18 protein-coding genes, 2 pseudogenes and 1 riboswitch are annotated in these 23,704 nt (G+C 71.4%); of the genes and pseudogenes, 10 read left to right on the top strand and 10 right to left on the bottom strand.

The genetic code is table 11. The annotated features are described in order from the left end of the window. Nucleotides 1-127: 127 nt before the first annotated feature. Complete coding sequence (locus JAP66_RS21295; protein ID WP_199433568.1) at nucleotides 128-1,456, top strand: wax ester/triacylglycerol synthase family O-acyltransferase; 1,329 nt, start codon at nucleotides 128-130, stop codon at nucleotides 1,454-1,456. Nucleotides 1,457-1,527: 71 nt separating this feature from the next. On the opposite strand, the gene JAP66_RS21290 is transcribed toward JAP66_RS21295, so the two are convergent. The 4 genes and pseudogenes from JAP66_RS21290 to gltB all read right to left on the bottom strand — a co-directional run. Further along, nucleotides 1,528-2,931, bottom strand: coding sequence for a class II 3-deoxy-7-phosphoheptulonate synthase (locus tag JAP66_RS21290; protein ID WP_199433567.1), 1,404 nt, complete (start codon nucleotides 2,929-2,931; stop codon nucleotides 1,528-1,530). Nucleotides 2,932-3,074: 143 nt separating this feature from the next. Then, complete coding sequence (locus JAP66_RS21285; protein ID WP_199433629.1) at nucleotides 3,075-4,583, bottom strand: glutamate synthase subunit beta; 1,509 nt, start codon at nucleotides 4,581-4,583, stop codon at nucleotides 3,075-3,077. A gap of 77 nt (nucleotides 4,584-4,660) precedes the next feature. Continuing rightward, nucleotides 4,661-5,776: pseudogene (locus JAP66_RS21280) on the bottom strand (GltB/FmdC/FwdC-like GXGXG domain-containing protein); the annotation flags it as partial. 28 nt (nucleotides 5,777-5,804) lie between these two features. Then, a pseudogene (gltB, locus tag JAP66_RS21275) lies at nucleotides 5,805-9,356 on the bottom strand (glutamate synthase large subunit); the annotation flags it as partial. Nucleotides 9,357-9,650: 294 nt separating this feature from the next. Then, a riboswitch (cobalamin riboswitch) is annotated at nucleotides 9,651-9,797 on the top strand. Nucleotides 9,798-9,881: 84 nt separating this feature from the next. Here gltB and JAP66_RS21270 point away from each other — a divergent pair. The 9 genes from JAP66_RS21270 to JAP66_RS21230 all read left to right on the top strand — a co-directional run bounded on the left by JAP66_RS21270 (nucleotide 9,882) and on the right by JAP66_RS21230 (nucleotide 17,390). Beyond that, entirely contained in the window at nucleotides 9,882-10,859 is a 978-nt protein-coding gene (locus JAP66_RS21270) for an ABC transporter substrate-binding protein (protein WP_199433565.1), read from the top strand. 1 nt (nucleotide 10,860) lies between these two features. Then, nucleotides 10,861-11,910, top strand: a complete 1,050-nt coding sequence (locus JAP66_RS21265; RefSeq protein WP_199433564.1) for a FecCD family ABC transporter permease — start codon at nucleotides 10,861-10,863, stop codon at nucleotides 11,908-11,910. After that, nucleotides 11,907-12,689, top strand: a complete 783-nt coding sequence (locus tag JAP66_RS21260; protein ID WP_199433563.1) for an ABC transporter ATP-binding protein — start codon at nucleotides 11,907-11,909, stop codon at nucleotides 12,687-12,689. Before JAP66_RS21265 ends, JAP66_RS21260 begins: the two co-directional genes overlap by 4 nt. A 76-nt stretch (nucleotides 12,690-12,765) precedes the next feature. Then, entirely contained in the window at nucleotides 12,766-13,083 is a 318-nt protein-coding gene (locus JAP66_RS21255) for an SAV_915 family protein (protein ID WP_307849659.1), read from the top strand. Then, a complete protein-coding gene (locus tag JAP66_RS21250; RefSeq protein WP_199433562.1) occupies nucleotides 13,080-13,349 on the top strand; it encodes a hypothetical protein in 270 nt (89 codons plus the stop codon). The genes JAP66_RS21255 and JAP66_RS21250 overlap by 4 nt, the downstream gene beginning before the upstream one ends. A gap of 27 nt (nucleotides 13,350-13,376) precedes the next feature. After that, nucleotides 13,377-14,507: a hypothetical protein gene (locus JAP66_RS21245; protein ID WP_199433561.1), complete on the top strand. Its 1,131-nt coding sequence runs from the start codon at nucleotides 13,377-13,379 to the stop codon at nucleotides 14,505-14,507. Nucleotides 14,508-14,581: 74 nt separating this feature from the next. Continuing rightward, nucleotides 14,582-15,451, top strand: a complete 870-nt coding sequence (locus tag JAP66_RS21240; RefSeq protein WP_199433560.1) for a hypothetical protein — start codon at nucleotides 14,582-14,584, stop codon at nucleotides 15,449-15,451. Between the two features lie 77 nt (nucleotides 15,452-15,528). Further along, nucleotides 15,529-16,320 (top strand): SDR family oxidoreductase, encoded by a 792-nt coding sequence (locus tag JAP66_RS21235; protein ID WP_199433559.1) that lies wholly within the window; start codon nucleotides 15,529-15,531, stop codon nucleotides 16,318-16,320. After that, nucleotides 16,317-17,390: an NAD(P)H-dependent amine dehydrogenase family protein gene (locus tag JAP66_RS21230; RefSeq protein WP_199433558.1), complete on the top strand. Its 1,074-nt coding sequence runs from the start codon at nucleotides 16,317-16,319 to the stop codon at nucleotides 17,388-17,390. The genes JAP66_RS21235 and JAP66_RS21230 overlap by 4 nt, the downstream gene beginning before the upstream one ends. Here JAP66_RS21230 and lgt read toward each other — a convergent pair. From lgt to JAP66_RS21200, 6 genes are all read right to left on the bottom strand, one after another. Further along, nucleotides 17,337-18,404, bottom strand: coding sequence for a prolipoprotein diacylglyceryl transferase (gene lgt / locus JAP66_RS21225; RefSeq protein ID WP_199433557.1), 1,068 nt, complete (start codon nucleotides 18,402-18,404; stop codon nucleotides 17,337-17,339). The genes JAP66_RS21230 and lgt overlap by 54 nt on opposite strands. A 118-nt stretch (nucleotides 18,405-18,522) precedes the next feature. After that, on the bottom strand, nucleotides 18,523-19,299 hold the full coding sequence (trpA, locus tag JAP66_RS21220) for a tryptophan synthase subunit alpha (protein WP_210770486.1): 777 nt from the start codon (nucleotides 19,297-19,299) through the stop codon (nucleotides 18,523-18,525). Between the two features lie 14 nt (nucleotides 19,300-19,313). Beyond that, nucleotides 19,314-20,558: a tryptophan synthase subunit beta gene (gene trpB / locus JAP66_RS21215; RefSeq protein WP_199433555.1), complete on the bottom strand. Its 1,245-nt coding sequence runs from the start codon at nucleotides 20,556-20,558 to the stop codon at nucleotides 19,314-19,316. Continuing rightward, the gene (gene trpC / locus JAP66_RS21210; protein WP_199433554.1) at nucleotides 20,537-21,346 is read right to left on the bottom strand and encodes an indole-3-glycerol phosphate synthase TrpC; all 810 of its coding nucleotides are present in this window, start codon (nucleotides 21,344-21,346) and stop codon (nucleotides 20,537-20,539) included. The genes trpB and trpC overlap by 22 nt, the downstream gene beginning before the upstream one ends. A 155-nt stretch (nucleotides 21,347-21,501) precedes the next feature. Then, on the bottom strand, nucleotides 21,502-22,056 hold the full coding sequence (locus tag JAP66_RS21205) for a Trp biosynthesis-associated membrane protein (RefSeq protein WP_307849658.1): 555 nt from the start codon (nucleotides 22,054-22,056) through the stop codon (nucleotides 21,502-21,504). After that, a complete protein-coding gene (locus JAP66_RS21200) occupies nucleotides 22,049-23,617 on the bottom strand; it encodes an anthranilate synthase component I (RefSeq protein ID WP_199433553.1) in 1,569 nt (522 codons plus the stop codon). Before JAP66_RS21200 ends, JAP66_RS21205 begins: the two co-directional genes overlap by 8 nt. Nucleotides 23,618-23,704 lie beyond the last annotated feature (87 nt).

Raw genomic sequence — 23,704 nt, 5'->3', positions numbered from 1 at the left:
TGTTCGGCATCGAGGCGGGGCCGGGAAGGATTAGCGGGGCGGTAACACCCCGACCACGCGTGTGTCATGTCTGACTGCTGCAGTGGAGATCGCCGCCGACGACGCAATCAGCACCTGGAGGCCGCCGATGCCACTGGATTCCCTCAGCGCGCTGGACGTCGCCTTCCTCTGCCTGGAAGGAGAGACGACGCCCATGCACATGGGCGCCGTGGTGACCTTCCGGCCGAGCGAACCGGTGCGGCCCGAACGGCTCGCCACACTGCTCGCCGACCGCGCCGCCCGGATTCCCAAGCTGCGCATGCGGGTCCGGTCGAGCTGGCACCCGCTCGGCGGCGCGCAGTGGGAGGAGGATCCCGGCTTCGCGGTGCACCGGCACATCGGCGTGCACCGCCTTCCCGACCTCTACCAGGCCGATCCGCTCGCCGAGTTCGCGTCGGACTGGATCGCCCAGCCCCTCGACGTCCGTGCCCCACTCTGGAACATGCAGCTCGTCACCGGCCTGCCCGGTGGCGAGTTCGCGCTGTTGCTGAAGTTCCATCACGCGCTCACCGACGGCCAGGGCGCCGTGGAGATCGCGTTCGGGCTGCTGGACGACGTCTCGGTGCCCGCCCAGCGCGCATCCACGCGGCACGAGGCCGCCGGGCCCACGAGATCGCCGTTCGACGCGCTCTGTCACGGGGCGAGCGCCGCGATCGGGCAGGCCACCCAGTCCGCCGGTATCGCGAGCGCGGTGCTGCGGGCGGCCCGGCCGTACCCGGTGTCGCCGACCGCCACGGTCAACTCACCCAGCAGGCGGCTCGGCTTCGTCCGGATGGACGCCGCCGACGTCCGGTGGATCCGCAGGTCACTCGGCGGCACGAACAACGACGTGGTGCTCGCGGTGCTGGCCGGCGCGCTGCGCGAATGGATGATCAACCGTGGCCGGCGGGCCGACGCGCGGCCGCTGCGCGCGCTGGTGCCGGTGAGCATGCGCGGGCGCGAGGCAGGGCGAGACGGCAACGTGCTCTCCGGCTACCTGTGCGATCTGCCCGTCGAGCTGGACGATCCGGCCGCGCGGCTGCACTCGGTGCGGCGGGGCATGGACCGCAACAAGAAGGCCGGGCCCGCGCGCGGCCCGGGGGCCCTGCCCATCCTGGCCAATCGCGTGCCGAGCGGGGTGCACCGGCTGGCCACGAAGGCCGCGGGCCGGGCCGCGACGCTGCTGTTCGACACCGTCGTGACGAACGTGCCACTGCCGGGCGTCCCGATGTCCTTCGGCGGCGCGCGGCTTGGCGAGGTGTACCCGTTCGTGCCACTGGCCGCGCACCAGGCGGTTGGCATCGCGGTGTCGAGCTACCGCGGCTCGCTGCACGTTGGCCTGCAGGCCAACGGCGAGGCGGTGCCCGACATCGGATCGCTCTCCGATGCGGTCACCAAGTCATTGGCCGCCCTGCTCTTGAGTGCGCAGCGGAGTTAGAACTCGTGTAGCCACTCACGACGGTCGTGAGTGACCAGGCGAGTTGGAACTCGCGTTCGCACTCACGAGGGTCAGGCACGCAACATCTCGGCGACGAGGAACGCCAGCTCAAGCGACTGCTGGGTGTTGAGCCGCGGGTCGCACGCGGTCTCGTACCGGCCGGTGAGGTCCAGATCCGAGATGTCCTGGGCGCCGCCGAGGCACTCGGTGACGTCCTCGCCGGTCAGCTCCACGTGGATGCCGCCGGGGTAGCTGCCGAGCTTGCGGTGCACCTCGAAGAAGCCCTGCACCTCGTCCACCACCCGGTCGAAGTGCCGGGTCTTGTAGCCGTTGGACGACTCGTGGGTGTTGCCGTGCATCGGGTCGCACTGCCAGATCACCTTGTGCCCCGAGCTCTCCACCTTCTCCACGATAGCGGGCAGGACCTCCCGGACCTTGCCGTTGCCCATCCGGGAGATGATCGTGAGCCGGCCGGGCTCGTGGTGCGGGTCGAGCCGTTCCACGTACTCCACGGCCTGCTCGGGCGTGATCGTCGGGCCGATCTTGAGCCCGATCGGGTTCGCCAGCAGCTCGGCGAACGCGATGTGGGCGCCGTCGAGCTGCCGCGTGCGCTCCCCGATCCACAGGAAGTGCGAGGACAGGTTGTAGAGGTTCGGGTTGTCCGCGCCGGGCTCGTCCAGCCGCAACATCGCCCGCTCGTAGTCGAGCAGCAGCGCCTCGTGGCTGGCGAAGATCTCCGTCGAGTGCAGCGAGGTGTCGGTGACCCCGCAGGCCGACATGAACCGCAGCCCGCGGTCGATCTCGGAGGCCAGCGCCTCGTAACGCTCGCCCGCGGGCGAGTTCAGCACGAAGTCCTTGTTCCAGTCGTGCACCTGGGCGAGATCGGCCATCCCGGCACCGGTGAGCGCGCGGACCAGGTTCATGGCGGCGCCGGAGTTGGCGTAGGCGCGGATCATCCGGGCCGGATCCGGCACCCGCAGCTCCGGCTCGGCGGCCAGCGAGTTGACGATGTCACCGCGATACACCGGCAGGCCGAGCGCGTCGGTGGTGCTGGACCGTGGCTTGGCGTACTGCCCCGCGATGCGCGAGACCTTCACCACCGGCAGGCTGGCACCGTAGGTGAGCACGACCGCCATCTGCAGCAGCGTGCGCAGGTTCGCCCTGATGTGCGGCTCGGTGTTGGACTCGAAGGTCTCCGCGCAGTCCCCACCCTGCAGCAGGAACGCCTCGCCGCGGGCCACCATCGCCAGCCGCTTGCGCAGCCGGTCGATCTCGGCGGGCACGGTGATCGGCGGGACGCTCTCCAGCACGCCCCGTACCCGCCTGGTCACCTCGGGGTCGGGCCACTCCGGCTGCTGGGCGGCCGGGCGGGTCAGCGCGTCGTCGAGCCGGGCACGCAGGTCGGCGGGCAGCGGCGGCAGCTCGGGAAGGGCATCGATGGGGACGTCCACAGTCCAGTTCACGGCAACCAGCATACGAACCCGCCGGGCCCGGCCAGGAGGGCCACCTTCGGGAGCCCGCTCCCCGCGTCCGCGCGCCGTGTACACGCGTCCGCGTCGCAGGGCGCGGACGCGTGCGCACGGAGGGCCGACACGCGTGCCGGGCGCGCGGACACGCGCTAGACGACGGCGAGCGGCAGCGCCGTGGGGTGCACCGGCGAAGGGAGGTCGGAGGCGCCGGTGAGGTAGGCATCGACCGCGTGCGCCACCGAACGGCCCTCCGCGATCGCCCACACCACCAGCGAGGCGCCGCGGTGTGCGTCACCGCACACGAAGACCCCGGGGGCCTCCGTCTGCCAGTCCGAGCCACACGAGATGGTGCCGCGCCCGGTCAGCTTCAGGCCGAGGTCGTCGAGCAGCCGCATGCGCTCGACGCCCTCGAAGCCGATCGCCAGGAGCACCAGGTCCGCGGGCAGCTCCTCGATCTCCTCGCTCGTCGGCACCACCTCCCGGCGGCCCGTCTCCGGGTCCTTCTCCACCCGCACCTTGTGCAGCTCGATGGCGCGCAACCGGCCGTGCTCGTCCCCGATGAAGCGCTTCACCGCGACCGCGAACCGCCGCTCGCCCGTCTCCTCGTGCACCGGGTAGCTGCGCAGGATGTACGGCCAGGTCGGCCACGGCGACCGGTCGTCGTCGCGTGTGGACGGCGGCTGCGGGTACTGGTCGAGCTGCGTCACCGACAGCGCGCCCTGCCGGGTCGCGGTGCCGTAGCAGTCCGCGCCGGTGTCGCCACCACCGATGATGACGACGTGCTTGCCCTCGCCGTCGATCGCCGGTGGGCCGTCACCCTCGCAGTACCTGTTCGCCGGCACCAGGTAGTCCATCGCCAGGTGCACGCCTTCCAGCCGCCTGCCGGGAGTCGTGGTGTCATCGCGGCCGCGCAGCGCGCCGACGGCCAGCACCACGGCATCGAAGCGCTCCCGCAGCTCCTCCACCGTGACGTCCACGCCGACCTCGCAGCCGGTCACGAACGCGGTGCCCTCCTTCCGCAACTGCGCGAGCCTGCGGTCGAGCACCTTCTTCTCCATCTTGAACTCGGGGATGCCGTAGCGCAGCAGCCCGCCGAGCCGGTCGTCGCGCTCGAACACGGTCACCTCGTGGCCGGCCCTGGTGAGCTGCTGCGCCGCCCCGAGCCCCGCGGGACCGGAGCCGACGACCGCCACCCGCTGCCCCGTGGCCACCGTCGCGGCCTCAGGCCGCACGTAGCCGGACTCCCACGCCTGCGCGGCGATGGTCTCCTCGACGCGCTTGATCGCCACCGGGCCGCCGGACTCCGGCGAGATCGACAGCACGCAGCCCGCCTCGCACGGCGCGGGACACAGCTTCCCGGTGAACTCGGGGAAGTTGTTGGTCGCGTGGAGCCGCTCGCTGGCCTCCTCCCAGTCACCCCACCGGACGAGGTCGTTCCACTCCGGGATGAGGTTGCCGAGCGGGCAGCCTGCCGTACCGGAGTGGCAGAACGGGATGCCGCAGTCCATGCACCGGCTCGCCTGCGTGCGGACCTCGTCGTTGCGCTCGGCCTGGCCGACATCGGCGTAGACCTCGCGCCAGTCGTGCACGCGCTCGTCACGGGGCCGCTTCGGCGGCTCCGCCCGGTCGTATTTCAGGAAACCGGTCGGGTCAGCCACGAGCCGCCCCAGCGCCGTGCGGGACACCCGCAACCCGGTCGGCGGCCGTGGCCACCGCTCCGCAAGCTCCGCCATTGTCAGCCACGAGCCGCCTCCATGATCGCCTCGTCGATGTCCCGCCCGGCCGCCCGCGCGGCACGCGCGGCCTCCAGCGCCCGCTGGTAGTCGCGCGGCATCACCTTCGTGAAACCCGCCGAACGGCGCGGCCAGTCCGCGAGCAGCGACGCCGCCACCGCCGACCGGGTCAGGTCGTGATGCTGCCGCACGATCTCCTTCAGCCAGGCGAGATCCTCGGCGTCCGGCTCCTGCAGGTCGACCATGCCGTGGTTCACCTGGCGCCGGTCCAGGTCGAGCACGTAGGCGATGCCGCCGGACATGCCGGCCGCCGCGTTACGCCCGGTCGGCCCGAGCACCACCACCCGGCCGCCGGTCATGTACTCGAAGGCGTGGTCGCCCACACCCTCCGCCACGGCGATCACCCCGGAGTTGCGGACACAGAACCGCTCGCCCACCTGGCCACGGACGAACAACTCACCGCTCGTCGCGCCGTAGGCGATCGTGTTCCCCGCGATCACCTGACCCTCGGCGGCGAAGGGCGCGTCGGGGTGCGGGCGCACGATGACCCGCCCACCGGAGAGTCCCTTGCCGACGTAGTCGTTGGCGTCGCCCACCAGGTCCAGCGTCACGCCGGGCGGCAGGAACGCACCGAGCGACTGGCCGGCCGAGCCGGTCAGCAGGACCCGGATCGTGTCGTCCGGCAGACCCGCGCTGCCGTAGCGGCGGGTGATCTCCGAACCGAGCAGTGTCCCGACCGTGCGGTTCACGTTGCGTACCGGAAGCTCGATGTTCACCCGGTGCGCATCCTCCAGCGCCGCCTCGGCGAGCTGGATCAGGGTGCGGTCGAGTGCATGTTCCAGGCCGTGGTCCTGCTCCCGCACCTTGCGCCGCGCCCCGCCGTACGGCGTCTCGGCCGGCATCGCGAAGACCGGCGCCAGGTCGAGGCCGCGCGCCTTCCAGTGTTCGACCGCCTCGTCGACGTCGAGCACGTCGGCGCGGCCGATCGCCTCGTCCAGCGAGCGGAAACCCAGCTGGGCCAGATACTCCCGGATCTCCTGTGCAACGAAACGGAAGTAGTTGACGACGTGCTCGGCCTGCCCGGTGTAGCGCTTGCGCAGGTCCGGATTCTGCGTCGCCNAGCGAGCGGAAACCCAGCTGGGCCAGATACTCCCGGATCTCCTGTGCAACGAAACGGAAGTAGTTGACGACGTGCTCGGCCTGCCCGGTGTAGCGCTTGCGCAGGTCCGGATTCTGCGTCGCCACCCCCACCGGGCAGGTGTCCAGGTGGCACACCCGCATCATGATGCAGCCCGCCACCACCAGCGGCGCCGTGGCGAAGCCGTACTCCTCCGCGCCGAGCAGCGCGGCGACCACCACGTCCCTGCCGGTCTTGAACCCGCCGTCGGCCTGCACGGTGATCCGGTCCCGCAGACCGTTGAGCAGCAACGTCTGCTGCGTCTCGGCCAGCCCGATCTCCCACGGCGTGCCCGCGTGCTTGAGCGAGTTCATCGGCGCGGCACCGGTGCCGCCGTCGTGCCCGGAGATCAGGACCACGTCGGCGTGCGCCTTGGAAACGCCCGCCGCGACGGTGCCGACGCCGAGCGAGCTGACCAGCTTGACGTGCACCCTGGCCCGCTCGTTGGCGTTCTTCAGGTCGTGGATCAGCTGTGCCAGGTCCTCGATCGAGTAGATGTCGTGGTGCGGCGGCGGGGAGATCAGCCCCACGCCCGGCGTGGAATGCCGGGTCCGCGCGATCCACGGATAGACCTTGTTCGGCGGAAGCTGGCCGCCCTCACCGGGCTTGGCGCCCTGCGCCATCTTGATCTGGATGTCCTCGCCGTTGACGAGGTACTCGCTCGTCACACCGAACCGTCCACTCGCGACCTGCTTCACCGCGGACCGGCGCTCCGGGTCGTAGAGCCGCTCCGGATCCTCGCCACCCTCGCCGCAGTTGGACCGGCCCCCGATCCGGTTCATCGCGATCGCCAGCGTCTGGTGCGCCTCCATCGAGATCGCGCCGTAGGACATGCCACCGGTGTTGAACCGCTTGCAGATCGAGTCCACGGACTCGACCTCGTCGACCGGAACCGGTGTCCGGCCCTCCGTGCGGAAGGAGAACATCCCGCGCAGCGCGCCGCCCTCGCGGTTGAGCCGGTTCACCTCGTCGGTGTAGGCCCGGTAGGCCTCCTCGCGGCGCGTCCTGCTGGCATGCTGCAACAGGAAGACGGTCTCCGGCGTGAACAGGTGCAGCTCGCCCTCGCGGCGGTAGGCGTACTCGCCGCCGGTCTCCAGCCCGCGGTGCACCCGCTCCGTCGGGTTCTCCGGGTACGCGCGCCGGTGCCGGACCGCGACCTCCTCGGCGAGCACGTCGAGACCGACACCGCCGAGCTTCGACGTGGTCCCGGTGAAGTACTCGTCGAGCACCTCCTGCGACAGTCCGAACGACTCGAAGACCTGCGCGGCGGTGTAGGCGCCGACCGTGGAGATGCCCATCTTCGACATGATCTTCAGCACGCCCTTGACGAGTGCGTTGACGTAGTTGCGGACCGCCTTGTCGGCCTCCACACCGGTGATGGCACCGTGGGCCACCATGTCTTCGATCGTGTCGAAGGCCAGGTACGGGTTCACCGCGGCGGCGCCGTAGCCGAGCAGCAGCGCGACATGGTGCACCTCGCGCGCGTCACCGGTCTCCACGACCAGCGCCACCCGCAGCCGTTCCTTGGTGCGCACGAGATGGTGGTGCACCGCGGAAACCAGCAACAGCGAGGGGATCGGCGCCATCCGGTGGTCGGAGTCGCGGTCGGAGAGCACCAGGGTGCGCGCACCGGCGGCGATCGCCTCGGACGCCTCCCGCCGCACGCGCTCGACGGCGCTCGCCAGCGCCTTCCCACCACCGTCCACTTCATACAGTCCGGAAAGGACGGTACACGCGAAGCCGGGCAGGTCGCCGTCGTCGTTGATGTGGATGAGCTTGGCCAGCTCGTCGTTGTCGAGCACCGGGGAGGGCAGCTGGATGTGCCTGCACGAGGCGGGCCCCGGGTCCAGCAGGTTCCGCTCAGGGCCCATGATCCGGCTCATCGAGGTGACGAGTTCCTCGCGGATGGCGTCCAGCGGCGGGTTGGTCACCTGCGCGAAGCCCTGCTTGAAGTAGTCGTACAACGACCGGGACCGCTGCGACAGCACCGCGGGCGGGGTGTCGGTGCCCATGGAACCGATCGGCTCGGCGCCGGCCGAGGCCATCGGGCCGAGCAGGATCTTCAGCTCCTCCTCGGTGTAGCCGAAGGCGAGCTGGCGGCGCAGCACCGAAGCGTGGCTCTGGGTGACGTGGTCGCGGTCCGGCAACTCGGAGAACGTGAGCAGCCCGGCGTGCAGCCATTCCTCGTACGGCGCCTCGCCTGCGAGGCCGGCCTTGATCTCGTCGTCGTTGACGATCCGGCCCGCCTCGGTGTCCACCAGGAACATCCGGCCCGGCTTCAGCCTGCCCTTGGCGACGACCTCGCCCGGCGGCACGTCGAGCACGCCCGCCTCGCTGGCGAGCATCACCCGGTCGTCGGCGGTCTGCCACCAGCGCGCGGGCCGCAGCCCGTTGCGGTCCAGGACGGCACCGACCAGCGTGCCGTCGGTGAAGGTGACGCACGCGGGGCCGTCCCACGGTTCCATCAGGCTCGCGTGGAACTGGTAGAACGCGCGGCGCGCCTCGTCCATGGTCGCGTGGTTCTCCCACGCCTCCGGGATCATCATCAGCACCGCGTGCGGCAGGCTGCGCCCACCGAGATGCAGCAGTTCGAGCACCTCGTCGAACGACGCCGAGTCGGAGGCATCCGGCGAGCACACCGGGTAGAGCCGGCTGAGGTCGCCGGGGATCAGGTCGGACTCGAGCAGCGCCTCCCTGGCGCGCATCCGGTTACGGTTTCCGCGCACCGTGTTGATCTCGCCGTTGTGCGCGACGAACCGGAACGGGTGCGCCAGCGGCCAGGAAGGGAAGGTGTTCGTGGAGAACCTGCTGTGCACCAGCGCGATCCCGCTGACCAGCCGTTCGTCGGCCAGGTCGGGGAAGAACAGCGGAAGCTGCACCGGCGTGAGCATGCCCTTGTAGACCATCGTCCGCGAGGACAGCGAAGGAAAGTACGTGCCGCAGCCCGCGACCTCGGTCTCCCGCTCGGCGCGCTTGCGCAGGCAGAACGCCAGCCGGTCGAGTTCGAGACCACTCGGTCGCTCGCCGTCGGCATCCGGCCGCGCGGCGACGAACAGCATCTCGAAGTGCGGCATCACCGAGCGGGCGGTCGGTCCGATTCCGGCGCCGTCGGGGTCGGTCGGCACGGCCCGCCAGCCGAGCACGTCGAGCCCTTCCTCGTCCGCGATGCGCTCCACCAGCCCGATCGCCTTGGTGCGCTGCTCGGAGTCGCCGGGCAGGAACGCGACGCCGGCGGCGTAGTGGTGCCGCCCGAAGGAGTCGGGCCCCGGCAGGGGGCAGCCCGCCTCCGCCCGCAGCAGTTCGTCGGGCAGTTGCAGCATGATGCCGGCGCCGTCGCCGCTGGTGGGTTCGGCGCCCGCGGCGCCACGGTGGTCCAGGTTCGTCAGCGCGGTGAGCCCGTCGGTGACGATGCTGTGGGAGCGGGACCCGTGAATGTTGGCGACCATCGCCACGCCACAGGAATCCTGCTCATGACCGGGGTCGTACAGACCCTGGGAACCTGGAATCGCCGAGAAGATCAAGGGGACCTCCTGCGTCGTCGTGCTCAGGTTTGTGCTGGGCACGGGACGACGATGGCCCGCTGATTAGCGCGACCTTAACATCCGGGAAACGTGAGAGCACCCGTTCGGAGTGCCGATTCAGCCCTCGTGACTGTAACGATCTGGCAGCGCTGAACGACTGTGTTCTTAATGGGCGTTCTTGATGGGCTCAAGCCTTGATGGGCGCGAGCTGTGGCTCACCTGTCGAGTTTACCCGAACTCCGGGTTTGTCAAGCTCGAAGTCGGTCACCTGGTAGCGTTTTCCGGGCCGGGCCTGTGCCCGGCGACGCGAGCGGGAGCGAAGTCCGGTGCGACTCCGGCGCTGTCCCGCAACTGTGATGGCCACCGTGAACACCGTGAACACATTGTCACCGAGTGTAACGCGGGCCGAGCCAGGTCGCCTGCCGCTCGCGCCGACGCCACCCGCCTCCGGCGCAGGGGTGCGGCGTCCGCGGCCGCCAGGTGCGGCCCCGGCCCGGGCCCGCGCCGGCCGAAAGTCGAGGTCCGATGTTCCGCTTGCCCAGTACCCGCCGGAAGGCGCGCGGACGCGCTGCCGGGGTGCTCCCCCTCCTCATCCTGCTCGGCGTCACCGCGCTCACCGGCTGTGCCGAACGTGACCAGACCCCCGGACCGTCCGGCGACTCCCCCGGGTCCGGCACGTTCCCGGTGGAGCTGCGGCCGGAGGGCGCGCCGGCGGTCACGCTCGAACAGCGTCCGGAACGGATCGTCTCGCTCTCGCCGTCGACGACGGAGGTGCTGTACGCCGTCGGCGCGGGCCCCCAGGTCGTCGCTGTCGACTCGGCCTCGACGTTTCCCGAGCACGCGCCGCGTACCGAGCTTTCCGGCCTCAACCTCGACGCCGAGGGCATCCTGGCCCACGACCCCGACCTCGTCATCGTCGAGTCGGACCTGGAGAGCAAGCTCTCCGAGGCTCTGGCCCGCACGGGCACGGTGACGCTCGTGCTGCCCGCGGCCACGACCCTGGAGTCGGCCTACGACCAGTTCGAACTCGTCGGCAAGGCAACCGGCCGCGAGGCCGAGGGCGCCGACCTGGCGCGCGACACCAAGGCGCAGATCGACAAGATCGTCGCCGACACCCCGGAACCGGCCACGCCGCTGAGCTACTACCACGAGCTGGACCCGACCTACTACACGGTGACGTCGGATACGTTCATCGGGCAGATCTACAGCCTGTTCGAGCTGCGGAACATCGCCGACGACAGCGGGGGTGCCGCCGGCGGCTACCCGCAGCTCTCCGCCGAACGGATCCTGCAGGCGGACCCGGACCTCATCTTCCTGGCCGACACCAACTGCTGCGGGCAGGACGCGCAGACGGTCGCCGCCCGCCCCGGCTGGGACACGCTGAGCGCCGTCGAGCAGGACCGGGTCTACGCGCTGGACGACGACATCGCCTCCCGCTGGTCCCCGCGGATGGTCGACCTCGTGCACGCGGTGTCCACCGCCGTCGCCGAGGCGAACGGCTGACGTGCTCAGAGCGCGCTCGGCTCCCCGTCCCACCACCACCCTGCGGCTCCGCGCCGTCCTGCTGGCCGGGCTGGTGCTGCTGGCCGTCATCGTCCTCGCGATCGTCGTCGGCGCGGGCGAGCTCGGCTGGCGGAGCGTGCTCGCCGAGATCACGGCCCAGCTGACCGGCGGGACGTCACCGCTTTCCGAACGCGAGGCCGCGATCGTCTGGCAGCTGCGCGTGCCGAGGGTGGTGCTGGCCGGCCTGGTCGGCGCGGCCCTGGCCAGTGCGGGGGCCGCCTTCCAGGGCGTCTTCCGGAACCCGCTGGCCGATCCGTACCTGCTCGGCGCCGCCGCCGGTGCGGGTATGGCGGCCACCATCGTCGTGGTGCTGCTGCCCGCGGTCACCGACTGGGTGGTCGGCCCGCTGCCACTGGCCGCATTCGCCGGTGCGCTGGGCGGGGTGGGCCTGAGCTGGGTGCTGGGCCGCTCGGCAGCCGGCTCCGGAACGGCGACGCTGCTACTCGCCGGGGTGGCGGTCGCGTCGTTCCTCACCGCGATCCAGACGTTCGTCCAGCAGCTCAACACGGACACGATCAAGCAGGTCTACACCTGGATGCTGGGCGGGCTGAACATCAGTGGCTGGCCGGACGTGTGGCTCGCCCTGCCCTACATCGCCGCCGCCGCGGTGGTGCTGTGCGCGTGCGCGCGGTTGCTCGACGTGCTCGCCCTCGGTGACGCCGAGGCCGCCTCGCTCGGTATCCATCCCGGCCGGGTGCGGCTGCTCGTGCTCACGGCGGCGTCCCTCGCCACGGCGGCGGCGGTGGCGGTGAGCGGGCTGATCGGGTTCGTCGGCATCGTCGTACCGCACATCGTGCGGCTGCTCGCGGGCGCGAGCTACCGCGTCATCATGCCGCTGTCGCTCTTCGGCGGGGCCGCCTTCCTCATCGTGGCCGACCACATCGCGCGCACCGTCATGCCGGGTGAGCTGCCGCTCGGGGTCGTGACCGCGTTCGCCGGCGCCCCGTTCTTCGTGCTGGTGCTGCGCTCGACCAGGGGGCGGCTGCCGTGACGGCGCTGCGGCTGGCGGGGGTCACGGCGGGCTACCGGGGCCGCGAGGTCGTCCGCGACGTCTCGGCCGACCTCGGCGAGGGTGGCTGGCTGGCGATCGTGGGGCCGAACGGCGCGGGCAAGTCGACGCTGCTGAAGGCGATCGCCGGGCAGGCAGGCTTCACCGGCGAGATCACCCTGCACGGAGCGGCGGTGCCGTCGCTGTCCCGGAGGCAGCGGGCCCGCGAGATCGGCTACGCGCCGCAGAACCCGCTGCTGCCCGACGGGCTCACCGTGACCGACTACGTGCTGCTCGGCCGGACCCCGCACCTCGGCCCGCTCGCCAGGGAGAGCGGTCGTGACCGGTCCATCGTCGAGGAGTCGCTGACGCGGCTCGACCTGCGCGGAATGTCCGCGCGCAGGCTGCACACGCTCTCCGGCGGGGAACGCCAGCGCGCGGTGCTCGCCAGGGTGCTCGCCCAGCACCCGCGCCTGCTGCTGCTCGACGAACCGACCACGGGCCTGGACATCGGGCACGCGCAGTCGCTGCTCGAACGCCTCGACCTGCTGCGCCGCGAGGACGGCACCACCGTCGTGACCACCCTGCACGACCTCACCTTCGCCGCCCAGTACGCGGACACGCTGCTGCTGCTCGACGGTGGCGAGGTGGTGGCCGCCGGGCCGCCCGGCCGGGTGCTGACGGCCGAGCGGCTGCGCACGCACTACTCGGCCGAGGCCGAGGTGCTTTTCTCCGCCGACGGCCGCCCGGTGGTGACCCCCGTCCGGCGGGCTCCGGGCTGACCGCGACGGAACCGCGACGCGGACCTCCGCGTCCCACGGTCGGAGCACCGTGATCAGACGTCCCGATGAGGTTCGCGTGAGTACCAACCCGATGAACCAGTTCCCTCCGGTCGTCTACGTGCCGTGCGAGCGCGTACCGGACGGGGATTCCGACCTGCACGACGGGTCCGAGCAGGGCCTTGTCGTCGACACCCGCCAGACGAAGGAAGGCAAGACGGCGCTGCTCGTCTACTCGGCGCTCGACCGCCTCGTCGACTGCTGCGGCGAGCACCAGCCGTGGATCGTCATGCCGACCAGGAATCTCGACAAGGTGGACAAGGCCGTCGGCCTCGACATGATCCTGCTGGACATCAACATCCCGGAGGACAAGCGCAGGAAGGGGGCACCGTCGTGAACGGGTACCGGGTCGATCCGGGACTGCTCGAAGGGCTTGCCGGCACGCTGCGCAACGCAGGCAACTCCCTGCTGGACGCGGGCGGACCGCCACCTCCCCCTGACGCGGGTGAGCTGTCCGGCCAGATGGGCGAGCTGATGGCCGCCTTCGTCGACGGTGCGGCCGAGCTGGTCACCGGAGCGGTCGCGGCGGGCGACGCCGTCGCCGCGGGCGGCACCAGCTATGCCGACAACGAGGTCGCGGCCGCCAACCAGCTGCCTCGCTGAGCACCGAGCGACGAAAGAGAACCTGACATGCCGATCGACACGGAGATCAAGGGGAGTCCGGCGAGCATCCGGCAGGCCGCCGACTGGTTCAGGTCCACACTGGGAAGCGGGATACACGACTGCGTCAGTCAAATCTACGCCGCGCGGGGCAACTCCGAGGCGGAGTGGTCCGGTCCGGCCGGCGCGGCCTTCCGCGCCAAGATGACCTCCGGCGGCCACAAGGGCAACACCCTGGGTGAGTCCGCGGAGGAGGCGGGCCGCTCGTTCGACACCTACGCCGATGACCTGCACACCGCGCAGGAGCACATGCGGCGTGCCCGCGAGATCGCGGCGGAGGGCGGCCTGGAGGTCACGGCGACCCAGATCATGGATCCGCCGCCCGCGCCACCGGCTCCGTCGAACCTGCCGGGCGACGGCTCCGCCACCCCGGAGCAGGTCGCGGCACACAACGACGCGGTTACCGCACAGGAGACCCACGCCGCACAGGTGAACGCCTACAACGAAGCCCGCACCGAGGCGGATCTGGGCCGGAGGCTCTGGGAGTCGGCCAAGACCACGGCGACGAGCGTGTGGGGCGGCCTGACGACGAAGGCGGCGTTCTCGGCGACGGATCTGGTGAACAGCACGATCGGAGCCGCGGCTGGCGTCCACGCGAAGATCATACGCGGCCAGGCGCAGTGGTTGCGGGAGCTCGCCGAGCAACAGATGAACCACTTCCGTGCCCACGTTTCGGACCCGGTCGCGGCCCGTACCGCCGCATCGGCGGCGGACGACGCACTCAATGCCGCCGACGACGCGGCGCGGGCGGGCAGCGGCGTGGCCCGCTCGATCGGCCGTGCGCTACCCGTGGTCGGACTCGGCATCACCGCCGCCAGCATCGGCTACGACGTCGAGAACGGGAAGCCGCCGGGTAAGGCCGTGATGTCCGGACTCGCGGGTTTCGGCGCCTCGGTGGCCGTGGGTGCCGCCGTCGGAGGCCCGGTGGGGGCCGTGGTGGGCGTCGGCGTGGGCATCGTCGCCAGCGGGGCGGCGGATGCCGTGTACGACGCGCTTCCGGACGGAGTGCAGGACGGCATCGAAGCGGGCGTGGGAGCCGTCGGCGACGCACTCGGCGACGCGGCCGGTGCGGTCGGGGACGCGTTCGGCTCCATCTTCTGACACCCTGTCCCGGGACTGGGGGCTACCGCGCGAACCCGTCACGCAACCTGCCCGGCAATGGAAATGGGAGTTCGATGACCTCGCCGACCTCGCCCGGCGACGCGAGCCGCCTCTCCTGGCCGGATGCCTGGCGCTCCGGAAGCAGGCCGGCCTGGCTCGCCGTCGTGGCCCTGTTCGCCCTGCTCGCCGTCGCCGTACTCGGCATCGGCGTGTTCGACCTCGGCACGGACACCGCCCGTGCGACGTTCCTCATGGCCGGCAGCCCGATCGTCGCACTGGCCGCCGTGCTCATCCACGTCCGGCGCTCACGGGGCAGGCCACGGGGCGAGTCGCTGATCCGTTCGGCCTACCTGCCCGAACTGGGAGAGCACGCCGTGCTCGTGCCGTACGCGCGGTGGATCTTCGTGCTCTACCTGGCCGCCATGGCCTACAGCGCGCTGCTGTTCGGTTTCCTCCTCCTCGGCGGGATCGCGCGCGCGGTCGCCGACGGCTTCGGCGGCGAGTCGGCGGTGCTGCTCGTGCTGCTCGGCGGCCTCACCGGCTACACGATCTGGTTCCTTGCCGAGGCGGCGCGGGGCCGGATCAGGCCGGGCTACGTGGCGCTGAGTCCGTCGGGCGTGTACCACCGCTCGTGGGCCCTCACGGGCTTCTTCCCCTGGAGCGGCAACATCGGCGCGCGGGCCGTGCACGTCCAGCAGCCGATGATCGAGTTCGCGATGGCGGCCAACGCGTCCGGGGAGATCGTCTCGACCTCGCCCGCCTGGCGGCAGTCGGAACGCAAGCTCGCACCGCACCTGGTGATCCGCGCGAACTGGCTCGCCGTCGACCCCGCGCTGTTGCTGGCCGCCCTGCGGTTCTACCGGGAGAACCCCGCCGCGCTGCCCGAACTCGGTGGCGAGGCGGGCGCCGTACGCCTGCGCGAGCACCGCCTTCCCCCCTCGTGAGTGGCTACGCGAGTTAGAACTCGTGTGCGCACTCACGAGGCCCTGGGCAGCACACTAGAACGTGTTACAGTTTGCTCGTGATTCTGGATCGCTTTCGACTCACCGACTCGGTGGCGGTGGTCACCGGTGCCGGCCGGGGCATCGGCGCCGCGACCGCGGTGGCGCTGGCCGAGGCAGGCGCCGATGTGGTGATCTCCGCCCGCACCGGGGAACAACTCGACCAGGTCGCCGCGCGGATCGCCGACGCTGGACGCAAGGCACACGCCGTGCCCGCGGACCTGAGCGACCCGGCGAACGCCGCCGCGCTGGCCGACGCCGCCACGGAGACCTTCGGCCGGCTCGACGTCGTCGTCAACAACGTCGGCGGCACCTACCCGTGCCCGCTGACCGACACCAGCACGGAGCTCCTGGAGGAGGCGTTCCGGTTCAACGTGTCCACGGCGCACGCGCTCACCAGGGCCGCCGTACCGGCGATGCTGCGGACGGGCGGCGGCGCGGTCGTCAACATCTCGTCGGTCATGGGCCGGGTGTCCGGCCGCGGGTTCCTCGCCTACGGCACGGTGAAGGGCGCGCTCGCCCACTACACGCGGCTGGCTGCGGCCGACCTCGCGCCGAAGATCAGGGTGAACGGCATCGCCGTCGGCTCCGTGGCCACCTCGGCGCTGGAGGTGGTGGTGAACAATCCCGAGCTGCGCGAGCGTATGGAGGCGGCCACCCCGCTGCGCCGCATCGGGGAGCCCGAGGACGTCGCGGCCACGATCGTCTACCTGGCCTCGCGGGCCGGTGGCTACGTCACCGGGAAAGTGCTCGAGGTGGACGGCGGCCAGCAGGCGCCGAACTTCGAGCTCGGCCTGCCGGACCTGACATGAGCCGCCGCTGTCGCGTGGTGCAGTGGAGCACCGGCAACGTGGGCCGCAACGCCATCGCGGGCATCGACGCCAGGCCCGACCTGGAGCTGGCCGGCGTCTGGGTCTCCGACCCGGCCAAGGTCGGCAAGGACGCCGGGGAGCTGGCCGGGCTCGGGTGCACGCTGGGCGTCGCCGCCACCGGCGACGCGGACGAACTGCTCGCCCTGCGCCCCGACTGCGTCGTCTACACCGCGATGGCCGACGACCGCATCCCCGAGGCGCTGGAGGATCTGCAGCGCATCCTCAGGGCCGGCGTCAACGTCGTGTCCAGCAGCCCGGTCTTCCTCCAGTTCCCCGAAGGCGTGGTGCCGAAGGAGGTGTCGGACCCGGTCCGCGCGGCCGCGGCCGAGGGCGGCGCGTCCCTGTGGGTCAACGGGATCGACCCCGGCTTCGCCAACGACTGGCTGCCGCTGACGCTCACCGGCATCTCCGAGCGCATCGACGAGGTGCGCTGCCTGGAGATCCTCGACTACTCGACCTACGACAACCACAAGGTCGTCTTCGACATCATGGGCTTCGGCGCGCCGCTGGACGAGGTGCCGATGCTGCTGCAACCCGGCGTGCTGACCCTCGCCTGGGGCAGCGTCGTGCGCCAGCTCGCGGCCGGCCTGGAAACCGAGCTCGACGGCGTGGAGGAGCACTACGAGCGGCTGCCCGCACCGGAGAAGTTCGAGATCTCCTCGGGCACGATCGAGCGGGGCACCGCGGCGGCGCTGCGATTCGAGGTGCGCGGCATGCGTGCCGGGCGCCCGGTGTGCGTGCTGGAACACGTCACGCGGCTGCGGCCCGACCTCGGCCCGGACTGGCCGCAGCCCGCCGGGCAGGGCTGCTACCGGGTGCACGTGACCGGCGAGCCGAACTACACGCTCGACCTGCGGCTGCTCGGCGGCGACGGCGACCACAACACCGCAGGTCTCAAGGCGACGGCCATGCGGCTGGTCAACGCCGTCCCGGCCGTGGTCGAGGCCCCCGCCGGGCTACTGACCGGGCTCGACCTTCCGCTGATCACCGGGCGCGGCCTCGTCCGCTGACTCCCGGGAGTCAGCGGTATCGGCGGTATCAGCGGTATCGGTGTCCTCGGTGTCCTCGGTCGCTTCGGTGTCCTCGGTGGCTTTTGCGTCCCCGGTATCGGCGGGTCCGTCGTCCTTGCCCCGCAACGTCTCCGGCTCCTCGCGCGGGCCGCGACCGCGGGCGAGCACGAAGTAGGTCACCGCTCCGGCGAACAGCACCATCGACGTCCAGACGTTCACCCGCAGGCCGAGGATCTCGTTGGCCGGGTCCGTGCGCATGAGCTCGATCCAGAACCGCCCTGCCGTGTATCCGGCGACGTAGAGCGCGAACACGCGGCCGTGGCCGAGCCGGAACCGCCGGTCGGCCCACACGATGAGCAGTGCGACGCCGAGGCTCCACAGCAGCTCGTACAGGAAGGTCGGGTGCACGACGGCGAGCGGCACGTCGGTGGCCGCGACACCGTCGAGGGGGCCAGGGTTGTCCACGCTGCACGCGCTGGCCGGGAAGTCCGCCGTGGTGCGGCAGTAGATCTCCAGCCCCCACGGCAGGTCGGTCGGACCACCGTAGAGCTCCTGGTTGAAGTAGTTGCCGAGCCTGCCGATGGCCTGCGCCACGATGATGCCCGGCGCGACCGCGTCCGCCACCGCGGGCAGCGGGATTCCCCTTCGGCGGCAGGCGATCCACGCGCCGACACCGCCGAGCGCGATCGCGCCCCAGATGCCGAGCCCGCCATCCCAGATGTAGAGCGCCCGGACCGGGTCCTGACCCTCGCCGAAGTAGAGCTGGTAGTCGGTGATGACGTGGTAGAGCCGGCCGCCGACGAGGCCGAACGGCACCGCGAACACCGCGATGTCGACGATGGTTCCCTTGCTGCCGCCACGCTGCGTCCAGCGCCGTTCGCCCCACCAGATGGCGACGATGATCCCGGCGATGATGCACAGCGCGTAGGCACGCAGCGGAATCGGGCCGAGCTGCCACACCCCGCGATCCGGGCTGGGGATGTTCGCGAGGAAGACTGCCGAAGCGGAAATCACGACGTCACCGTAACGTGCGGTACCACGTACCGGCCGCCGAGGTGCTCGTCAGTGGCTACCGAGCCCGGGTGCGGGTGTCCCGCAGGACCCCGGGTGCGGGTGTCCCGCAGGACACCTGTCAACTCGGCTGCGCACTCACGACCCGCACGCCTTCGGCGAGCTCCCCGGCGAGTGCCCGCACGGCGGCGGTGCCCCCGGCGGCCTTCGTCACCAGCGCCGAGCCGACGATCACCGCGTCGGCGAAACCGGCGACCTCGGCGGCCTGCTCCCGCGAGCGGACCCCGAGACCGACGCCGATCGGCAGGTCGGTGTGCGTGCGGGTGCGCCGCACCAGCTCCGCGGCCCCGGCACCCACCGACTCGCGGGCGCCGGTGACGCCCATCACGGCCGTCGCGTAGATGAACCCCGTGGCCGCACGGGCGGTCAGGTGGAGGCGCTCCTCCGACGAGGACGGCGCGACCAGGAAGATCCGGTCGAGCCCGTACCGCTCGGCGATCGAGGGCCAGTCGCCCGCCGCGTCCGGGGTCAGGTCGGGCGTGATCAGGCCGAGCCCGCCTGCCGCGTCGAGGTCTCGCGCGAACGCGTCGACACCGTAGCGGTGCACCGGGTTCCAGTAGGTCATCACGACCGCGCGACCACCCCTCGCGGACACCGACTCGACGACCTCGAACAGGTGCTTCAGCCGGAACCCCGCCTTCAGTGCCGCGTCGGCGGCCGTCTGGATGGTCGGGCCGTCCAGCACCGGGTCGGAGTAGGGCACGCCGACCTCGACCAGGTCCGCGCCGCCGTCGATCGTCGCGGCGAGCAGGTCCTTCGAAGCCTCGACGTCCGGGTAGCCCGCGGGCAGGTATCCCACGAGCGCGGCCCGGTTCTCGGCACGCGTGTGCTCGAACATCGCGCGAAGCTCGCTCACAACTTCTCCTCGTCCACGAGCCCGAAGTAGCGCGCCGCGGTGTCCACGTCCTTGTCACCCCGGCCGGAGAGGTTCACCAGGATGTGCGCCTCCGGGCCGAGTTCCCGCCCCAGCTCCAGCGCACCGGCCAGTGCGTGCGCCGACTCGATCGCGGGAATGATGCCCTCGGTCCGCGACAGCAGCCGGAACGCGTCCATCGCCTCGGCGTCGGTGACCGCCCGGTACTCGGCCCGGCCGGTGTCCTTGAGCCACGAGTGCTCCGGTCCGACACCCGGATAGTCCAGGCCCGCCGAGATCGAGTACGCCTCGGTCGTCTGCCCGTCATCGTCCTGCAGCAGGTAGGACAGCGAACCGTGCAGCATCCCAGGGGTGCCCTCGGTGAGCGTGGCGCCGTGCTGCCCGGTCTCGATGCCCTTGCCACCGGGCTCGAGGCCGACCAGGCGTACGCCCGGGTCGTCGATGAACCCGTGGAAGATGCCGATGGCGTTGGATCCCCCGCCGACGCACGCCGCGACGGCGTCGGGCAGCCGCCCGGTCAGCTCGAGGATCTGCGCACGCGCCTCCTCGCCGATCACCTTGTGGAAGTTGCGTACGAGCACCGGGAACGGATGCGCCCCCGCCGCCGTGCCGAGCAGGTAGTGGGTGGTGTCCACATTGGTCACCCAGTCCCGCAGTGCCTCGTTGATGGCGTCCTTGAGCGTGCGGGAGCCGGTCCCGACCGGGATCACCTCGGCGCCCAGCAGGCGCATCCTGGCGACGTTGAGCGCCTGCCGTTCGGTGTCGACCTCGCCCATGTAGACCACGCAGTCGAGACCCAGCAGCGCGCACGCGGTCGCCGTGGCCACGCCGTGCTGGCCGGCGCCGGTCTCCGCGATGACCCGCTTCTTGCCCATTCGCTTGGTGAGCAGCGCCTGGCCCAGCACGTTGTTGATCTTGTGCGAGCCGGTGTGGTTGAGGTCCTCGCGCTTGAGGAACACCCGTGCGCCGCCCGCGTGCTCGGCGAACCGCACCGCCTCGGTGAGCAGCGACGGCCGGCCGGCGTACTGCGAGAGCAGCCTGGCGAACTCGCCGGTGAACTCGGGGTCGAGCCGGGCCTTGTCGTACTCGGCGGAGAGCTCGTCGAGCGCGCCGATCAGCGCCTCCGGCATGAACCGGCCACCGTACGGGCCGAAGTGGCCACGCTCGTCCGGGTCGTGCTCGCCGCGCTCGTTCTTCTCGGTCACCGGCTCGGCCTCGGGCATGCCGGGTGGGATCCGGCGGTCACGAGCTTGACGAGTGCCCCCTTCGGATCCTCGGTCGCGACCAGGCCCTCGCCGACGAGCACGGCGTCCGCGCCGTGCCCGGCATAGGCCATCAGGTCGCCCGGCCCGCGCACACCGGACTCGGCGATCTTGAACGTCTCCATCGGCAGGCCTGGGGCGAGCCGACTGAACACGTCGCGGTCGACCTCCAGCGTGTGCAGGTCGCGCGCGTTGATGCCCAGCACCGTCGCGCCCGCCTCCAGCGCCCGGTCGGCCTCCTCGGCGTTGTGCACCTCGACGAGCGCGGTCATGCCGAGCGACTCGACCCGGTCCAGCAGCGACACCAGCGCGTTCTGCTCCAGCGCGGCCACGATCAGCAGCACCATGTCGGCACCGTGCAGCCGGGCCTCGTGCACCTGGTAGGGGCTGACGATGAAGTCCTTGCGCAGCAGTGGAACGTCCACCGCGGCCCGCACGGCGTCGAGGTCGGCCAGCGAGCCGCCGAAGCGGCGCTGCTCGGTGAGCACGCTGACGACCCTGGCTCCGGCGTCCGCGTAGTCCTTCGCCAGCGCCGCCGGGTCCGTGATGGCCGCCAGCTCGCCCTTGGAGGGGCTACGGCGCTTGACCTCGGCGATCACGCCGATGCCCGACTCCCGCAGGGCCGCCAGCGCGTCGCGCGGCGGAGCCGCCTCCGTGGCACGCCGCTTCAGCTCGTCGAACGGCAGTGCCGCCTCGCGCTCGGCAAGGTCGGCCCGCACGCCCGCGACGATTTCCTCGAGAACGCTCACCAGGTGACTCCACCGGGTGTCGCGGTCATTGATTCACTCGCAAGGTGGCTCACAAAAACCTTCCCCTTCCCGCCGAAATGATGCTAACCCTCGCGGTGAACCGCATCGGGCCCGGGTCGGGAAGGACCTCGCCGACCAGCGGGTAAGACGTGGTGCTAACTGCGCGTGGTGGGATCCTCGCCATCCGAGAGCGCGTCCCACATCTCCGTGTCGGGATCTCGCCGGACACGCTGAGTGCCCGGTGCCGAGTACTTCGCGCCCAGACGGGGCATCCGGCCGGCCCGCCGCAGGCCGAGCAGCCCGCCACCCGCCACCAGCGCGCCGCCGAGGAGAGCGAGGCCGTGCCCCGCGTAGATCTCCCCCACCGGCGCGGCCTCCGGATAGCCGCCGAAGCGCAGCGCCGACAGCGCCACCCAGCACGCGGCGAGACCGGCCGCCACCAGCACACCGCCGAGCAGTCGCCGGGGCCATCCGCCCGTCGCCACCATGCCAGCCACCCCGGCGAGCGCGAGCACCGCGAGCGGGACGAGCGCGCCGGAGCGCTCAGCGCCGGTCTCCGTGCGCAGCACCGTGCCCCGCACCCCGGCCTCGACCTCCTCGGCAGTCCACGTCAGCCGGGCGGAGCCCCACAGTGCGGCGGCACCGAGCAGCAGCGCCACCGTGACTATCCACAGTGGACGCTTGCTCGGCGCGGGCGCCCGGTCAGACACGGGCGCCTTCTCCCGCGGGATCCAGTGACGTGGCGGGCGCGAGGGTGTCCGCGGCGGCCACCGCGGAGAGCACCGTGCGGGCCTTGTTGAGCGCCTCGTTGTCCTCGTAGTCGGCGTCGGAGTCGGCGACCACGCCGCCGCCGGCCTGCACGTACGCCACACCGTCGCGCATCAGGGCGGTACGGATGGCGATCGCGGTGTCGGCGTCACCGGCGAAGTCGAGGTAGCCGACCACTCCGCCGTACAGCGCGCGCCGGGTGGGTTCGAGCTCCTCGATCAGCTGCATGGCCCGCACCTTCGGCGCGCCGGAAAGCGTGCCGGCCGGGAAGCAGGCGACGACCGCGTCGAAGGCCGTCCTGCCCTCGGCGAGCTCGCCGCTGACCGTGGAGACCAGGTGCATCACGTGGCTGTAGCGCTCGATGGAGAAGAACTCGAGCACCCGCACGGTACCGGGCTTGCAGACCTTGCCGAGATCGTTGCGGCCCAGGTCCACGAGCATGAGGTGCTCGGAGCGCTCCTTGTCGTCCGCGAGCAGGTCCTTGGCCAGCTGCGCGTCCTCCTCCGGATCGACGCCGCGCCACCGGGTACCCGCGATCGGATGGGTGGTCGCACGGCCGTCGCGCACCGTGACCAGCGACTCCGGGCTGGACCCGACGATGTCGAAGCCGTCCAGCCGCAGCAGGTACATGTACGGGCTCGGGTTGGACGTGCGCAGCACCCGGTAGACGTCCAGCGCGTCGGCGCCGGTGCGCATCTCGAAGCGCTGCGACGGGACGACCTGGAACGCCTCGCCCGCGTGGATGGCCTCGACCGCCTTGTGGACGGCGGCGTGGAACTCCTCCTTGGCGCGACGGCGGGTGAACTCCGGCGGGGGCCGGTCGAACACGGCGTTCGTGGCGGGTGCGGAAGCGGCCAGCCGCGCGGTCATCGCTTCGAGCCTGCGGACCGCGTCGTCGTAGGCGGCGTCGACCCGCTCCGGGGAGTCGTCCCAGTTCACGGCGTTCGCGATAAGCGTGACGGTGCCCTCGTGGTGGTCGAAGGCGGCGAGGTCGGTGGCGAGGAGCATCGTCAGCTCCGGGATGTCGATGTCCTTCTCCGCCAGCTCCGGGAGCCGTTCGATCCAGCGGACGGCGTCGTAGCCGATGTAGCCGACCATGCCGCCGGTCAGTGGCGGCATGCCAGGCAGCGGCTCGGTGTGCAGGGTCTGGATCGTCTCGCGCAGCACCGCGAGCGGGTCGCCGCCGGCGGGCAGGCCGGACACCGGCGTGCCGGTCCAGACGGCCTCGCCGTCGCGCACCGTGAGCGCCGCGGGGCTGTGCACTCCGATGAACGACCAGCGCGACCAGGACTGCCCGTTCTCCGCCGACTCGAGCAGGAACGTGCCGGGGCGGTCGCCTGCGAGCTTGCGGTAGAGCGCGACCGGCGTGTCGGCGTCGGCCAGCAGGCGCCGCACGACCGGGATCACGCGCCGCTGGCCCGCCAGCGCGCGGAAGTCGTCGCGCGCCGGGCTGATCGAGCCGAGACCGGCGGCACCGGCGCCGAAGGAATGGGCAGTCACCATGCGCTCATTGTGCCGTCGCGGCGGAACAGGGTGCGCACCGGGCCGAATAATTCAATGGCTGTTGAATTGTGTCCCGGGATTGTTCAT

The organism is Qaidamihabitans albus, from assembly GCF_016464705.1.
Classification (GTDB): domain Bacteria; phylum Actinomycetota; class Actinomycetes; order Mycobacteriales; family Pseudonocardiaceae; genus Qaidamihabitans; species Qaidamihabitans albus.
The sequence above is the reverse complement of the archived record's forward strand: the minus strand, read 5'-3'. Positions and strand labels throughout refer to the sequence as shown.